This window comes from Nocardioides sp. InS609-2 (assembly GCF_023208195.1).
GTDB lineage: Bacteria > Actinomycetota > Actinomycetes > Propionibacteriales > Nocardioidaceae > Nocardioides.
On the sequence record NZ_CP060034.1, the window covers coordinates 1,964,067 to 1,978,586 of the forward strand.

The window sequence follows — 14,520 nt, forward strand, 5'->3', positions numbered from 1 at the left end:
ACCCTCACCTCCATGTCTGCCGCCGTCGTCGTCCTCGGAGCCGGCTCCGGCTCGCGTGTCGGCGCCGAGGTCAACAAGGTCCTGCTGGTGCTGGGCGACCGGCCGGTGCTCGCGCACTCGGTGACCACCGCCCTGGCCGTCCCGGGAGTACGACGGGTGGTCGTCGTGTTCGCGCCCGGCGAGAGTGATGCCGTGGCCGACGCCCTGAGCCCACATCTCGGCGACGCCGAGGTGCTGCTGGTCGAGGGGGGCGCCACCCGGCACGCGTCGGAGTGGGCGGCGGTCCGCGCGTTGCGCGCCGAGATCGGGTCGGGCGAGATCGACGTCGTGGCAATCCACGACGGCGCGCGCCCGCTGGCCGACGTCGCGCTCTTCGAGGCCACCCTGGCGGCGGCACGCGTGCACGGCGGGGCGATCCCGGTCGTCCCGGCCAGCGGACTGATCCGCAGTGACGGCACGGGGGCCGCGGCCGGCCTGGGCGTCGTACAGACTCCGCAGGCGTTCCGGGCACCCGCGCTGCTGGCCGCACACACCGCGGCCGCGGCGGAGGGCTTCGACGCGACCGACACGGCGGCCGTGCTCGACCGCTACGCCGACGTCGAGGTCGCCGCCGTGCCCTCCACGAGCCACAACCTCAAGGTGACGTTCGCCGAGGACGTCGCCCTCGCCGCCGCCTTGCTCTAGTCAGGCGCGGTCAGCAGCTCGAGCAGGCGTACGTCGTCGGGCGAGGCCACCCGCCGAGCCTCCGGCGGCGCCTCGACGAACTCCACCGCGTGGTCGGCGACCAGCCGCGACACGAGTGCGGAGAGGTCTTCGCCGGGCGGCGTCTCGAGGCCGACCACGACCCGTGCCGGCAGCACGACCGGGGACGCCAGCGCCAACAGCCCGGCCCGGTCGACGGTCTCACCCACCAGGCCGGCGCGTACGACCTTGACGGTGTCGGTGACCGGCCGGACGCCGACCACGACCACGTCGTCGTCGACCGCGCGGCGGACGCAGGAGGCGATGAACCCGGCCGGCGTCATCGGGCACAGGCTGTCGTGCAGCGCGAACGGCTCGGCCGCGTCGCGGATCGACGCCCAGTCGGCGGAACCGTCGACCGGCGTCACGCCCGACTGCCCCAGCGCCCAGGACGCGCACGCGACCAGGGCCTCACCGTGGATGAGCGTGAACGGGAGGGTGCCGCGGTCGTGGGCCAGCACGACGCCCAGGGCGTCGGGGACCTCGTCGTACTCGGACATCGTGCGGGCCACGCTATCGAGAGACAGCACGACCCCCGACACGGGACGTGTGTCGGGGGTCGTGCTGATGAGTTGAACTCAGGAGGCGAGGACCTCGTCGAGGATCGCCTCGGCCTTGTCCTCGTTGGTGTGCTCGGCCAGCGCAAGCTCGGAGACGAGGATCTGGCGCGCCTTGGCCAGCATCCGCTTCTCACCCGCGGAGAGCCCGCGGTCACGCTCACGACGCCACAGGTCGCGGACGACCTCGGAGACCTTCATGACGTCGCCGCTGTGCAGCTTCTCGAGGTTGGCCTTGTAGCGGCGCGACCAGTTGGTCGGCTCCTCCACATGGGCGGCCCGGAGGACGTCGAACACGCGGTCGAGGCCCTCCTTGTCGACGACGTCGCGGACGCCGACAAGATCGAGGTTGCAGGCCGGGACGCGCACGACCAGGTCCTGCTGAGCGACAATCCGAAGAACGAGGTATTCCCGGTCCTCCCCCTTGATGGTCCGCATCTCGATGTCCTCGATGATGGCAGCCCCGTGATTCGGGTAAACAACCGTTTCGCCGACGGTGAAAGTCATATGTTCGGTACCCCTTCCTAGGACTCCATTCTAACACGTCCTCGACTGGCCGCTTCCTTCGTTTCCGCAGGTCAGAGGCCCATTGTGGGCTTGACAGAACATGTGCTCCTGTGGTGGCGGCCAGGTTTCAGGGCTCGACTCGTCCGCACGGGAGGGTCATATGTGCCGCCCTGGGGCGGACGAGCCGCGATACTTCGGCACATGCTTGATCGGTCCCTTCCCGTGCTGCTGCTCCGCGCCGCCCACCCCCGTCAGGCCCTGCTGACGGCCGTGGGTGTCGCCGTCGCAGCGGCGCTTTCTGGTCGCCCCGGACGGGAGGTGCTCCTCGTGCTCGGCACCGTGCTGGTGGGTCAGGCGATCGTCGGGTGGCACCACGACATCGTCGACCGCGCCCGCGACGCCCGGCACGAGATCCCGGGCAAGCCGGTCGGCGAGGCGCTGATCGACCCGGGCACCGTCTGGTTCGCGATCGCGTGCGCCGTCCTGCTCGTCGTACCCCTCTCGGTCGCTGCGGGCGTGCCCGCCGGCACGTCGTACCTCTTGATCGTGCTGATCGGCCTCTTCGGCAACGTGACGCTGCGCAAGGGCTGGCTCTCGTGGCTGCCGTGGGCAGCGAGCTTTGCGCTCTACCCCGCCTACCTGTCGTACGGCGGATGGAGCGGCTCCGGTTCCGACACTCCCCCGGAGGTCGCGATCACGGTCGTGGCGGTTCTGCTCGGCGTCGGCGTCCACGTGCTGCGCTCGCTGCCCGGGCTCGTGGTGGACAACCAGGACGGCTACCGCTCGCTGCCCCTGCGCATCGCCATGAAGACCGGGGCGACCAGGCTCCTCGTCGCCGGCTGCGCGTACGTCGTGCTCGTGCTCTTCGCGCTGCTCGTGGTGGCGCAACAGGTCGGGCTGGCCCAGCAGTCCTGACCCGGCCGCACGCCGCTAGGCTGTGGGCTGCGTCCGACCCCCGCTGACCCAGACCCGCGAAGGCCACCGCATGCAGCTCCGAAAGCAGTCCACTCCCCGCACGCTCATCGGCGCGCTCCTGCTCGCCGCAGCGGTGTCGACCTCCTGTGGATTCAACCTGGCGACCGACCGCTACTACACGCCCGCCAACGGTGCCAACGACCGCGCCGGCGTCGTCGACGTGCTGGCGGCCACCGTCGTGACCGGGGCGGAGGGCGAGGGGGTGTTCATCGCGTCGCTGTCCAACAACTCCCAGACCGAGTCCGTCCAGCTCGAGGGCCTCTCGAGCAACGACCAGGAGGAGCTGTCCGCCGCCGAGGTGACGCCCGTCGACATCGCGCCCGGCGCGCTGGTCAACCTGGCGATCTCCGAGACCCCGATCGCCGTGACCGGCACCTTCGCGGCCGGTGACTACGTGCAGGTCAACGTCGCCTTCAGCAACGGCGAGACCGCGAACATGAAGGTGCCCGTCGTCGTCAACTGCGGCATCTACAACGACGTCGCCGGCGTGCCGGCCGGCCCCGAGGAGTGCGCCATCGCCGAGCCCGCCGAGGGTGGGGAGTGACGATGACCCACACCCTCGTGCTGCTCCGCCACGGCCAGAGCGACTGGAACGCCAAGAACCTCTTCACCGGCTGGGTCGACGTCGACCTCACCGACAAGGGCCGCGCCGAAGCGGTCCGCGGGGGCGAGCAGCTCGTCGAGGCCGGCCTCCTGCCCGACGTCGTACACACCTCGCTTCAGCGGCGGGCGATCACCACCGCCAACCTCGCGCTCGACACCGCCGACCGGCACTGGATCCCGGCACGACGCAGCTGGCGGCTCAACGAGCGCCACTACGGCGCGCTGCAGGGCAAGGACAAGAAGCAGACGCTGGCGCAGTACGGCGAAGAGCAGTTCATGATGTGGCGCCGCAGCTTCGACGTACCCCCGCCGCCGCTCGACGACGACGACGAGTTCTCGCAGGCGGGTGACCCGCGGTACGCCGACCTCGGCGCCGACCTGCCGCGCACCGAGTGCCTCAAGGACGTCATCACCCGCCTGCTCCCCTACTGGGAGTCCGACGTGACGGCCGACCTTCGCGCCGGGCACACCGTGCTCGTCGCCGCCCACGGCAACAGCCTGCGCGCGATCGTCAAGCACCTCGACGGCATCAGCGACGAGGACATCGCGGAGCTCAACATCCCCACCGGCATGCCGCTGGTCTACGAGCTCGGTGACGACCTGATGCCGACGGGCGTGGGTGGTCGCTACCTCGACCCCGAGGCGGCGTCCGCGGCTGCTGCCGCGGTCGCCAACCAGGGTCGCTGAGTCGCATTACACCTCGCTCGTCCTCTCGAGGCGCTCGACTATCGAAGAGCTACGCGTCGATGTCCTGCGGCGCCTTGCCGGTGACCACGAACACCACCCGGTTGGCGATCGACACCGCGTGGTCGGCGATCCGCTCGTAGTAACGGCCCAGCAGGGCGGCGTCGACGGCCGCCTCGACACCGTGTGACCAGTCGTCGGCCAGCAGCGTCACGAAGCTGTCGCGGCGCAGCCGGTCGATCTCCTCGTCGTCCTTGTGGAGGTCGAGCGCCGCGTCGACGTCGCGCAGGGCGATGATCGCGGTGGTCCGGCGCACCATCGCCTCGGCGACCTCGGCCATCCGCTCGATGCTGGGCCGGATCTGCTCGGGTACGGCGATGTTGGGCACCCGGAGCCGGGCGATCTTGGCGACGTGCACCGAGAGGTCGCCCATCCGCTCCAGCTCGGTCACCATCCGCAGCGCGGCGACCACGATCCGGAGGTCGCCGGCGACCGGCGCCTGGAGGGACAGCATCTGGAACGCGTCGTCCTCCACGCGCTCGCGAGCGCGGTCGATGTCGACGTCGGCAGAGATGACCTGTTCGGCCAGGCCGGCGTCGGCGGTGAGTAGGGCACGGGTCGCTCGCTCGACCGCGGTCTCGACGAGTCGGCCGATGGCGGCGAGGTCCTCGAAGATTCCGTCGAGCTGGTCATGGAAGGCATCACGCATGTCGCGGACTGTACGGAGGCCGGGTGTCCGGACGGCGATGACGCGTGAACGACGGGTGAACAGTTGTTGCCCCCCGCATTCGGTGGCGAACGCACGGTGAATGCCGCCGTACTCTGGGCACGTGGATCCGACGACCCAGGCCTCCCTGGCCGCCGTCATCGGCGTGGTCGTCGGTGCGGTCTCCGTGCTCGCCTGGCACATCAGCGACCGCCAGCAGCACCAGCTGGCGACGCCCGAGGAGCCCGCCGTGCCGGCGGGTGTGGCGACGGTGCTCTCCGTGCTGCGCAGCAGCGCGGTCGTCGTCGACGAGAGTGACGTCGTGCTCAAGGCCTCCGCGCCGGCGTACGCGTTCGGGCTCGTGCGCGGCAACGAGCTGGTCATCGAGGAGCTTGCCGAGGTCGTGCGCCAGGTGCGCCGCGACGGGCAGATCCGCGAGACAGAGCTGTCCCTCACCCGCAACCACGCCGCCCCGCGGATGGTCACCGCCCGGGTCGCGCCGCTGGGGTCCCGGCTGGTGCTGGCGCTGGTCGAGGACCGCACCCGCGAGCGCCGGGTCGAGGCCGTACGACGCGACTTCGTCGCCAACGTCAGCCACGAGCTGAAGACCCCGGTCGGCGCGATCCGGCTGCTGTCCGAGGCCGTCGCCGACGCGTCGGAGGACCCCGAGGCCGTCAAGCGCTTCGCCGGCCGGATGCTGACCGAGAGCGACCGGCTGACCAGGCTCGTGCAGCAGATCATCGAGCTGTCGCGGCTGCAGGGTGACGACCCGCTCGAGATGCCGGTGCGCGTCAAGATCGACGAGGTGATCGCGATCGCCGTCGACACCAGCGCCATCGAGGCGCGGGCCAAGCACATCAACCTGATCACCGGCGGAGACAGCGGCCTGCAGGTCTACGGCAGCGACGAGCAGATCACCGCCGCCGTCAGCAACCTGGTCGCCAACGCCGTCGCCTACTCGGGCCAGGGCTCGAGCGTCGTCGTGACGACACGCGGAACCGAGACGAGCGTCGAGGTCTCGGTGATCGACCAGGGCATCGGCATCCCGTCGGGAGAGATCGACCGGATCTTCGAGCGGTTCTACCGGGTCGACCCGGCGCGCCACCGCTCCACCGGCGGCACGGGCCTCGGCCTCTCGATCGTCAAGCACGTCGCGGCCACGCACGGTGGCGACGTCAGCGTGTGGTCCGTCGAGGGCCAGGGGTCGACGTTCACCCTGAGCCTGCCGCGCAGCACCACCACGCACACCACCGACCACACCAAGCACAGCACCCAGGAGGTACGCCGGTGACCCGGGTACTCGTTGTCGAGGACGAAGAGAGCTACAGCGACGCTCTTGCCTACATGTTGCGCAAGGAGGGTTTCGAGGTCGCGATCGCGGCCGACGGCCACGCGGCGCTCAGCGAGTTCGACCGCAACGGCGCCGACATCGTGCTCCTCGACCTGATGCTGCCCGGGATCCCCGGCACCGAGGTGTGCCGCCAGATCCGGGCCACCTCGAGCGTCCCGGTGATCATGGTGTCGGCCAAGGACGACGAGGTGGACAAGGTGGTCGGGCTCGAGCTGGGCGCCGACGACTACGTCACCAAGCCGTACTCGCCGCGCGAGCTCGTGGCCCGGATCCGCGCCGTACTCCGGCGGGGGCACGAGCCCGACCTGCTGCCCGACACGCTCGAGGCCGGTCCGGTGCGGATGGACGTCGAGCGGCACGTCGTGACCGTCGGCGGGACCGAGCAACGGCTGCCGCTCAAGGAGTTCGAGCTGCTCGAGATGCTGCTGCGCAACCCCGGCCGGGTGCTGACGCGCGGGCAGCTGATCGACCGGGTGTGGGGCTCCGACTACGTCGGCGACACCAAGACCCTCGACGTGCACGTCAAGCGGCTGCGCGCCAAGCTCGAGCCCGATCCGTCGGAGCCGAAGTACCTCGTCACCGTGCGCGGGCTCGGCTACAAGCTCGACCTCTGACCGAGCAGGAGCCCCGCGCGACGCCGGCCCGGAATCGACGTCCGAAAGTCGCTGGTCCGCGACCGTAAATCGGGCGGTCGATGTCGGCGGGAGCATCTAGGTTCGAAGGGTGACATCGCCGACGACCCGGTCCCCCCAACCACAGACTCCTCACCCGACCGCTTCCGACCGCGCACCCGTGGTGCCGTGGAAGCCTCTGGCTGCAGTGGCGTTCACGCTGCTGATGTGGGCCTCGGCGTTCGTCGCGATCCGGCATCTGGGCCGTGACGTGCCGCCCGGAGCCCTCTCGCTGGGACGGTTGCTCGTGGCTGTGGTCGCGCTGGGCGTGATGCTGCAGTTCCAGCGCAACCGGCGCTGGCCGACCCGACGCGAGTGGCCTCTGATCGTCCTGGGCGGGGCGACGTGGATCGGCATCTACAACCTCACCCTCAACGAGGCCGAGCGTCGCATCGACGCCGGCACCGCCGCCCTAATCGTGCAGATCGGGCCGATCCTGGTGGCCCTGCTGGCCACGTTCTTCCTCGGCGAGCGACTGACCCGCTGGCTGCTGGCCGGCCTGGCCGTCGGCTTCGCCGGCGTCGTAGTGATCGGCCGGGTCTCCTCCACCGGTGGCAACGGCGACCTGCTCGGTGTTGTGCTCGCGGTCGTCGCGGCGCTGACGTTCGCCGTCGGCGTGATCACCCAGAAGAAGCTGCTGGGGGCGATGAGCGCCCTCGAGATGACCTTCTGGTACTACGTCGTGGGTGCCGTCGTGTGCCTGCCGTGGGCCGGCGAGCTGGTGGAGGTCGCCGGCGAGACCAGCGTCGCCAACCTGGGCTGGATCGTCTTCCTGGGCGTCTTCCCCTCCGCGATCGCGTTCACCACGTGGGCCTACGCGCTCTCCCACTCCGACGCCGGCAAGTTCGCGATGACCACGTTCCTGGTCCCGTTCATCACCACGCTGATCGCCTGGCTGGCCCTCGGCGAGGTGCCCGCCGCCCTGGCGTTCGGTGGCGGCGCGCTCTGCATCATCGGGGTGCTGCTGACGCGCCGTACGACCAGGCCCGTGGCGCAGGTGCCCGAATGCCCCGGCCCGGTCGAAACTCGGCCATGATGACCGCATGCAGATCCTCGCGAACGTTCTGATCGGGCTGGTCGCTGCGCTGCACGCGTACTTCCTCGTGCTCGAGATGTTCCTCTGGAACACGCCCACCGGGCACAAGGCCTTCGGGCTGAAGCCCGAGTTCGCCGAGGAGTCCAAGTCGCTGGCCGCCAACCAGGGCCTCTACAACGGCTTCCTGGTCGCCGGCCTGGTCTGGGGCCTGGTCGACGACCGGTTCGATGTGAAGGTCTTCTTCCTCGTCTGTGTCGTCGTCGCCGGCCTGTACGGCGCGGCCACCGTGAGCCGCCGCATCCTGCTCATCCAGGCGCTTCCCGCAGCGCTGGCCCTGCTGGCGTTGGTGATCAGCCGCTGAGGCCGAACCACGGCAGGCACGGCTCCAGACCGGTCACAGTCACGCTGTGGCGGACCGCCTCCCAGGTCTTGCGAGCAAGTCTCAGGTGCTGCACTTCGACCACGCCGCTGGGCGAATCGGTTCGGCTGACCCCGTTGTCGACGTAACCCAGCCGTCGCGACACCGCCAATGACGCCACGTTGTCGAACCGTGCCGACGACACCGCCGCTTCCGCACCGAGGTGGTCGAAGCCGAGACCCAGGACCGAGGTCCGCATGGCCACGGCCGTACGACGGCCACGCGCCGGGACGGCCAGCCAGGATCCGGTGTCGACGGTCCGCAACCTCGGGAAGTCCTCTCCCTCCAGAGACTGCAGGCCGACCAGCTGACCGTCTACCTCCACCGCCAAGTCGAGGCACCACGACCTCGGCGACCAGGAGCCGCGATCGCGCCAGATGCCCTGCACCAGCAAGCGACGACGGTCGGCGGCTGGGGCCAGACCGACGAGTCGCTCCGCGTGCGGGTCCTGCTCAGCGTCGTCCGGGAACAGATCGGCCAGCTCCGGCACGTCGGTATCTGTCACAGGACGCAACGTGACGGCGCCACATGTCAGACGTAGGTCGAAGAAGGGCCAGTCCACACGCGCGACCCTAGGCGGCTAGTCAACCGTTCGACCACGCGGCTGGTGTGGTCCAACAACTGTTCAACGCGCAGGACTGTCGCTGCTGCTAGGCGGACGGCCCGTCCGAGGGCCGCAGCGCGGTGAACGCCTCGAGATTCTTCGTCGACTCGCCCCGCGAGAGCCGCCACTCCCACTCCTTGCGGATGGAGGAGGCGAAGCCGAGCTCGAGGATCGCGTTGAACGACTCGTCGGCGTGCGCCAGCACCGAGCCCAGCAGCCGGTCGAGCTCCTCGGGGTTCACCATCGACAACGGCAGCCGCGCGTCGAGGTAGATGTCACCGAGGTGGTCGACGGCGAACGCCACTGCGTACATCTTGAGGTTGCGCTCGAGCAGCCAGCGGTAGACGCGGGCGTGGTTCTCGTCGGGGTTGCGACAGACGAACGCGTGTACGCCGAGGGCGTGGGGGCCGACGTCAAGGCGCACCGCGGTCTGGAGCTTGCGCTCGCCGGGCAGGGTCAGCGAGAAGGAGCCGGGCGAGGCCTCGGTGAACTCGATCTCCTCGGCGCTCAGGAAGTCGCGCACCACGTCTGCGGTCATGCGCTGGCCTCCAGGCGCATCAGCGACGCTGCCCGCTTGTAGATCTCGAGCGTGCGCTCGGCGGTGCGTTCCCAGGCGAAGAGCCGGGCCTGCTCGACGGCGCCGGCGGAGAGCCGGGCGCGCAGGTCGTCGTCGCGGATGATCGAGCCGAGGGCGGCCGCCCAGTCGCGGGGCTCGTGGCTGTCGACCAGCAGTCCGCTGCGACCGTCGGCGACCACGGTGGTGAGTCCCCCGACAGCGGCCGCGACGACCGGGGTGCCGGTGGCCTGGGCCTCGGCGGCGACCAGCCCGAACGACTCGTTGTACGACGGCACGGCGACCAGAGTGGCGGCCGCGCACCACGTGGCCAGCTCGGTCTGTGCGACCGGCGGCACGAACCGGACCACGTCGTCGAGGCCGAGCTCCGCAGAGAGCTGAGCGAGCGACTCGGGGTGCTCGAGGCCGCTGCCGGAGGGGCCGCCGACGATCGGCACGACCAGGCCCGAGCGCAGGGCAGGATCCTCGTCGAGGAGCACGGCGACCGCGCGCAGGAGTACGTCGGGGGCCTTGAGCGGCTGGATCCGGCCGGCGAACAGCAGCACGTGAGCGTCCTCGGGCAGGCCGACCATCCGGCGGGCCTCCGCCTGGTCGCGCCGCCGGAAGACGCTCAGGTCGACACCCGGGTGCACGATCTCGACGCGGTCGGGCACCGCGTCGTAGAGGTCGACGAGCTGCCGTGCCTCGATGTCGGTGTTGGCGATGAGCATGTCGGCGGCCTCGACGACCTGCTCCTCACCGATGACGCGGGCCAGGGGCTCGGGGCTGTCACCCTCGGCAAGCGCGGCGTTCTTGACCTTCGCCATGGTGTGCATCGAGTGCACGAGCGGCACCCCCCAACGATCGCGGGCCAGCGCGCCGACCTGGCCGGAGAGCCAGTAGTGGGAGTGGACGGCGTCGTAGTGGCCGATCGGCTGGGCCGCCTCGGTGCGCAGCACCTCGCGGGCGAAGACACAGAGCTGACCCGGCAGCTCGGCCTTGGTCAGCCCCTCGAAAGGGCCGGCGTTGATGTGCCGCACCAGCACGCCGTCGGAGGCCTCGACGACCTGCGCCAGCGTCGAGGACGTCGCGCGCGTGAAGATGTCGACCGCGATGCCCTGGGCGGCGAGACGCTTGGACAGCTCGATGACGTAGACGTTCATGCCGCCGGCGTCGCCAGTGCCCGGCTGGTCGAGCGGGGAGGTGTGGAGGCTGATCATCGCCACCCGGCCGCGCCACTGCGTCGACTGTCGTGTCACCGGTGCCCCTTCGTCGGTCGGTCCAAAGGACCACAACCGCAAATGGGGCCGCGGGATTCCCGGAGCCGTGGATGCGCCTCAGCGGGCATGCGCGCCGGCGGACCGCCTGGGCGTGCGGGCCCGGCCGGTCACGGAGGCGAAGATCCCACCGATGATCGCGACGATCCCGGTGATGCTGTCGAACATCAGCGCGCCGCCGACCGGTCGGAACATCTCGACGACGGACCATGTCAGCCCGGCCGCGCCCACTCCGGCGACGGCGCGCAACCACCATGTGCCGCGCCGCGCGAGACCGGCCCCGGCGATCAGCAGGCCGACTCCGAGCAGCGCCAGGCCGGCGTACCGCATCGCGTCCGCAGCGGAGCCCGACGGGGCCAGGACCCACCTCGCGACCCAGACGGCGCCGCCGAGCAGGCAGCAGAGGCCGGCGATACGACGTGGGGTCATGAGTACCTTCTCTTCCGGGCCGGGCGGGCCAAGTGTGCCAGCACTCTCACGCGGCGCAAATGGGCCCGTGGGCGTCAGTCGGCGGTGTGCGTGCCCTGGTGGAACCGCTGCACCCAGCGGCCGGACTCGCGGACCCACAACGACGAACGCAGCGCGCTCGCCTCGTCGGTGTGACTGCGCCACAGGAGCAGGATCACGTCGTCGGACAGCCGTTGCACGTCGACCACCTCGAGGCTGATCAGCCCGATCGGCCCGATCTCGGCGAGGATCTCGTCTCGGCTCCACAGCCTCCCGGACTTGCCGATCTCCTGCCAGAGCGGGTGCAGCAGGGCCGCGACCGACACCGCGTCGGCGCGGACCTGGTCGGTCAGCAGTGAGCGTTCGAGGGCGATCACGGTCTGCTCGGGCGTCTCGACCGGATCGGCGCTCTCGAGGTCGGCAAAGAGGTCGGGCTCCTCGTCGATCTGACCCGGCATGGCGGCCGGGTGGGCGACCTGGGCGCCAGCGAAACCCGGACCGGGATCCGGCGCGGCCCCGGACTTCCACGCGGTGGCCGCAGCGTTGGCGAGCCGGTCGGCCTCCTCGTTGAGCGGGTGGCCGGCATGCCCCTTGACCCACTCGAAGACGACGCGACGACCCTTCATGGCCTCGTCGAGCGCCTTCATCAGGTCGATGTTCATGACGGGCTTGCCGTCGCCCTTCTTCCAGCCGCGCCGCTTCCAGCCGGGCATCCACTTGGTGATCGAGTTGATGACGTAGGTGCTGTCGCAGATGATGTGCAGCTCGTCGTCGAGGTGCGCGGTCTGCTGCAGCAGGTCGAGCACAGCCATCAGCTCGCCCATGTTGTTGGTGCCGTTGGACCAGCCGCCGCACGCCCAGTGATCGTCGTCGGAGTACCAGCCCCAACCGGCCGGTCCGGGGTTGCCCAGGGCGGAGCCGTCAGCGGCTGCAGTGATCGTCACCCGCGCGATCCTGCCATCATGGCGCCATGACAACTGATGAGGACTCCCGTCGGGTTGCCGTCGTCACCGGTGCGAGCAGTGGCATCGGTGCAGCGACCGCCCGGGCCCTGGCCGGTGCGGGCTTCCGGGTGGTCTGCGCCGCGCGTCGTACGGACCGGATCGAGGCACTGGCCGCCGAGATCGGCGGCGTGGCGGTCGCCTGCGACGTGACCTCCGCCGAGTCGGTGGCCGGTCTCATCGCCGCCCTCGATGGCCCGGTGCACGTGCTGGTCAACAACGCGGGTGGCGCGTTCGGGTCCGACGAGATCGCGATCGCCGACCCCGAGCAGTGGCAGGCGATGTATGACGTCAACGTGATCGGCCTGCTGCGCGTGACCCAGGCCCTGCTGCCGGCGCTCCGCGAGTCCGGCGACGCCGTGATCATCAACATGGGCTCGACCGCCGGCCGCATCGCCTACGAAGGCGGCGCCGGCTACACCGCGGCCAAGCACGGCACCCGGGTCGTCACCGAGACGCTCCGGCTGGAGCTGTGCGGCGAGCCGATCCGGATCAGCGAGGTCGCGCCCGGGCTGGTGCAGACCGACGAGTTCGCACTGGTGCGCTTCGGTGGCGACCAGGCGAAGGCAGACGCCGTGTACGACGGCGTGCCCGACCCGCTCGTCGCGGCCGACATCGCCGACGCCATCACCTGGATCGCCACCCGTCCCTCGCACGTCAACATCGACGAGATGGTGATGCGTCCGCGCGCGCAGGCCGCGCAGCACAAGGTCCACCGGGTGTAGCCCCCTCCGCGCGGCCTCCCGGAAGTGGCACACTTCCGCTGTGCAGACCATCGGACTCATCGGCGGCATGAGCTGGGAATCCAGCCTCGTCTACTACCGCGACCTCAACGTCGGGGTTCAGGAACGGCTCGGTGGCCTGTCGTCACCGAAGGTCGTCCTCAGCACGGTCGACTTTGCCGAGGTCACCGACATGGAGGACAACGAGCGCTGGGACCAGATCGGCACCCTGCTCAGCGAGGCGGCCCAGGGCGTCGAGCGCGCCGGCGCCGACTTCCTGATGCTGTGCACCACGACGTTCCACAAGGTGGCCGGCCAGGTCGCCGCCGCCGTCGACATCCCGCTGCTGCACCTGGCCGACGTCGTGGCCGACGCGTGCCGCGCGGCGGGCGTCGAGAAGGTCGCGTTCCTCGGCACCACCGTCGCCATGAACGACCCGTTCTTCATCAACCGCATCGCCGAGGGCGGGCCGGAGGTCATCGTCCCCGACGCCGTGCACCACGAGTGGCTCAACGCCGCGATCTACGAAGAGCTCGTGCACGGTCGCGTGGTCGACGGGACCCGTCGCCGGGTCGTCGCGCTGATCGACGAGCTGTGGGACGCGGGTGCCGGCGGCGTGCTCCTTGGCTGCACCGAGCTCGAGCTGCTCGTCCACCAGGCCGACTGCGAGGTGCCGCTCTTCCCGTGTACGACGCTGCACGTGCGCGCGGCGCTCGACCGCGCTTTGGCCTGAGTCTCGCGGAGACTCGACCACCCACAGAGCGTCAGTACGTCGGGACCGACACCATGGCCAGCCGGCCGGATCCGTAGCCCGCGATCCCGACCGTGACGTCCTCGCGCGCCCCCAGGGTGGCGGCGATGGCGGCAAGCTCGGGGGGCAGGACGTCGTTCGGGCTGTAGGTGCGCTCGAGGCGTTGGTGGATCCCGCTGGCGTCGCCGATCGGGGCGGCAAGGACGTTGAGGAGCTCGGCGGTGTTGTCCATCAGGTTCGTGGGCATCACGTTGTCCTCGATCGCCGCTTCAGCACCACCGACGGGCACGAGGGCCAGCGCCGCGCCCGTGTACGCGACGAGCACGAAATCCATCAGGGCCACAGCTGACAGACGACCTGCGTCATCGACGTACACGGCAAAGGCCGGGGCGGGCACGATGTCGGGGCTCAGCGGCTCCGGTGCGTCGCCGATGGTGACGTCGCGGCCCAGCAGGCCCTCGAAGAGGTCCTTGATCTGCTTGCGGTCAGGCATCTGCATGGTCGGGTGCTCCTCGAGTCGGTGGGTCAGACCAGGACCGCGCCGAGCGCGTCCTGGAAGGTGTCCGGGGTGAACGGCTTGGCGATGACGAACATCGCACCGGCCTTCTGGGCGAGGTCACGCATCTCGGGCGAGCCCTCCGAGGTGACGAAGCCGAACGGCACGGCGTTGCCACCGGCACGAAGCTCACGGAGCAGTTCGATGCCGGTCATGTTGGGCATGTTCCAGTCTGAGAGCACCATGTCGGGGCGCTCGCTGGCGACCTTCGCGAGCGCGTCGACGCCGTCCTCGGCCTCGACGAAGTCGTGGTGACCGAGCCCGGCCTGGCGCAGCGTGCGGAGCACGATCTGGCGCATGACCCTGCTGTCGTCGGCGATGAGGACCTTCATGGGAGTGTTCCGTTTCTACTCGTGGGAC

At 70.3% G+C, this 14,520-nt stretch carries 20 protein-coding genes; 10 read left to right on the top strand and 10 right to left on the bottom strand.

All coding sequences use genetic code 11. The features are described from left to right. The first annotated feature begins 12 nt into the window (after positions 1 to 12). Positions 13 to 684: a 2-C-methyl-D-erythritol 4-phosphate cytidylyltransferase gene (locus tag H4Q84_RS10275; protein WP_248583289.1), complete on the top strand. Its 672-nt coding sequence runs from the start codon at positions 13 to 15 to the stop codon at positions 682 to 684. Here the strand turns inward: H4Q84_RS10275 and H4Q84_RS10280 are convergent. Both H4Q84_RS10280 and H4Q84_RS10285 read right to left on the bottom strand, forming a co-directional pair. Next, entirely contained in the window at positions 681 to 1,241 is a 561-nt protein-coding gene (locus H4Q84_RS10280; RefSeq protein WP_248583290.1) for a 2-C-methyl-D-erythritol 4-phosphate cytidylyltransferase, read from the bottom strand. The two genes, H4Q84_RS10275 and H4Q84_RS10280, sit on opposite strands and share 4 nt — an antisense overlap. Positions 1,242 to 1,319: 78 nt before the next feature. Further along, positions 1,320 to 1,805, bottom strand: a complete 486-nt coding sequence (locus H4Q84_RS10285; protein ID WP_248583291.1) for a CarD family transcriptional regulator — start codon at positions 1,803 to 1,805, stop codon at positions 1,320 to 1,322. 201 nt (positions 1,806 to 2,006) lie between these two features. On the opposite strand from H4Q84_RS10285, the gene H4Q84_RS10290 reads away from it, so the two are divergent. From H4Q84_RS10290 to H4Q84_RS10300, 3 genes are all read left to right on the top strand, one after another. Continuing rightward, entirely contained in the window at positions 2,007 to 2,720 is a 714-nt protein-coding gene (locus tag H4Q84_RS10290) for a UbiA family prenyltransferase (protein WP_248583292.1), read from the top strand. Between the two features lie 70 nt (positions 2,721 to 2,790). Then, a complete protein-coding gene (locus H4Q84_RS10295; protein WP_248583293.1) occupies positions 2,791 to 3,324 on the top strand; it encodes a hypothetical protein in 534 nt (177 codons plus the stop codon). Between the two features lie 2 nt (positions 3,325 to 3,326). Further along, positions 3,327 to 4,070 carry a phosphoglyceromutase gene (locus tag H4Q84_RS10300; RefSeq protein WP_248583294.1) on the top strand — a complete coding sequence of 248 codons (744 nt, stop codon included), beginning with the start codon at positions 3,327 to 3,329 and terminating at the stop codon, positions 4,068 to 4,070. A 49-nt stretch (positions 4,071 to 4,119) separates the two neighbouring features. Here H4Q84_RS10300 and phoU read toward each other — a convergent pair whose 3' ends face one another. After that, positions 4,120 to 4,776 carry a phosphate signaling complex protein PhoU gene (gene phoU / locus H4Q84_RS10305; RefSeq protein ID WP_248583295.1) on the bottom strand — a complete coding sequence of 219 codons (657 nt, stop codon included), beginning with the start codon at positions 4,774 to 4,776 and terminating at the stop codon, positions 4,120 to 4,122. Between the two features lie 121 nt (positions 4,777 to 4,897). Here phoU and H4Q84_RS10310 point away from each other — a divergent pair, with 121 nt between their 5' ends. From H4Q84_RS10310 to H4Q84_RS10325, 4 genes are all read left to right on the top strand, one after another. Then, positions 4,898 to 6,064, top strand: a complete 1,167-nt coding sequence (locus tag H4Q84_RS10310; protein WP_248583296.1) for an ATP-binding protein — start codon at positions 4,898 to 4,900, stop codon at positions 6,062 to 6,064. Then, on the top strand, positions 6,061 to 6,738 hold the full coding sequence (locus tag H4Q84_RS10315; RefSeq protein WP_248583297.1) for a response regulator transcription factor: 678 nt from the start codon (positions 6,061 to 6,063) through the stop codon (positions 6,736 to 6,738). Before H4Q84_RS10310 ends, H4Q84_RS10315 begins: the two co-directional genes overlap by 4 nt. Before the next feature lie 205 nt (positions 6,739 to 6,943). Beyond that, a complete protein-coding gene (locus H4Q84_RS10320) occupies positions 6,944 to 7,831 on the top strand; it encodes a DMT family transporter (protein WP_248583298.1) in 888 nt (295 codons plus the stop codon). Between the two features lie 7 nt (positions 7,832 to 7,838). Next, the gene (locus H4Q84_RS10325; RefSeq protein WP_248583299.1) at positions 7,839 to 8,192 is read left to right on the top strand and encodes a DUF1304 domain-containing protein; all 354 of its coding nucleotides are present in this window, start codon (positions 7,839 to 7,841) and stop codon (positions 8,190 to 8,192) included. Here H4Q84_RS10325 and H4Q84_RS10330 read toward each other — a convergent pair. The 5 genes from H4Q84_RS10330 to H4Q84_RS10350 all read right to left on the bottom strand — a co-directional run bounded on the left by H4Q84_RS10330 (position 8,182) and on the right by H4Q84_RS10350 (position 12,074). After that, positions 8,182 to 8,811 carry a GNAT family N-acetyltransferase gene (locus H4Q84_RS10330; protein WP_248583300.1) on the bottom strand — a complete coding sequence of 210 codons (630 nt, stop codon included), beginning with the start codon at positions 8,809 to 8,811 and terminating at the stop codon, positions 8,182 to 8,184. The genes H4Q84_RS10325 and H4Q84_RS10330 overlap by 11 nt on opposite strands. Positions 8,812 to 8,899: 88 nt before the next feature. Further along, positions 8,900 to 9,391 (bottom strand): YbjN domain-containing protein, encoded by a 492-nt coding sequence (locus tag H4Q84_RS10335; protein ID WP_248583301.1) that lies wholly within the window; start codon positions 9,389 to 9,391, stop codon positions 8,900 to 8,902. Then, entirely contained in the window at positions 9,388 to 10,626 is a 1,239-nt protein-coding gene (gene mshA, locus H4Q84_RS10340) for a D-inositol-3-phosphate glycosyltransferase (RefSeq protein ID WP_248583639.1), read from the bottom strand. Before mshA ends, H4Q84_RS10335 begins: the two co-directional genes overlap by 4 nt. A 117-nt stretch (positions 10,627 to 10,743) precedes the next feature. Then, a complete protein-coding gene (locus H4Q84_RS10345) occupies positions 10,744 to 11,112 on the bottom strand; it encodes a hypothetical protein (protein ID WP_248583302.1) in 369 nt (122 codons plus the stop codon). Between the two features lie 74 nt (positions 11,113 to 11,186). Beyond that, positions 11,187 to 12,074 (bottom strand): ribonuclease HI family protein, encoded by an 888-nt coding sequence (locus H4Q84_RS10350; RefSeq protein ID WP_248583303.1) that lies wholly within the window; start codon positions 12,072 to 12,074, stop codon positions 11,187 to 11,189. Between the two features lie 26 nt (positions 12,075 to 12,100). Here H4Q84_RS10350 and H4Q84_RS10355 point away from each other — a divergent pair, with 26 nt between their 5' ends. Both H4Q84_RS10355 and H4Q84_RS10360 read left to right on the top strand, forming a co-directional pair. After that, positions 12,101 to 12,856 carry an SDR family NAD(P)-dependent oxidoreductase gene (locus H4Q84_RS10355; RefSeq protein ID WP_248583304.1) on the top strand — a complete coding sequence of 252 codons (756 nt, stop codon included), beginning with the start codon at positions 12,101 to 12,103 and terminating at the stop codon, positions 12,854 to 12,856. A 40-nt stretch (positions 12,857 to 12,896) separates the two neighbouring features. Beyond that, on the top strand, positions 12,897 to 13,586 hold the full coding sequence (locus tag H4Q84_RS10360) for an amino acid racemase (RefSeq protein WP_248583305.1): 690 nt from the start codon (positions 12,897 to 12,899) through the stop codon (positions 13,584 to 13,586). A 31-nt stretch (positions 13,587 to 13,617) separates the two neighbouring features. Here the strand turns inward: H4Q84_RS10360 and H4Q84_RS10365 are convergent, their stop codons facing one another. Both H4Q84_RS10365 and H4Q84_RS10370 read right to left on the bottom strand, forming a co-directional pair. Then, positions 13,618 to 14,103, bottom strand: coding sequence for a hypothetical protein (locus H4Q84_RS10365; RefSeq protein WP_248583306.1), 486 nt, complete (start codon positions 14,101 to 14,103; stop codon positions 13,618 to 13,620). Between the two features lie 26 nt (positions 14,104 to 14,129). Next, entirely contained in the window at positions 14,130 to 14,492 is a 363-nt protein-coding gene (locus tag H4Q84_RS10370) for a response regulator (protein ID WP_248583307.1), read from the bottom strand. Between the last annotated feature and the right edge of the window lie 28 nt (positions 14,493 to 14,520).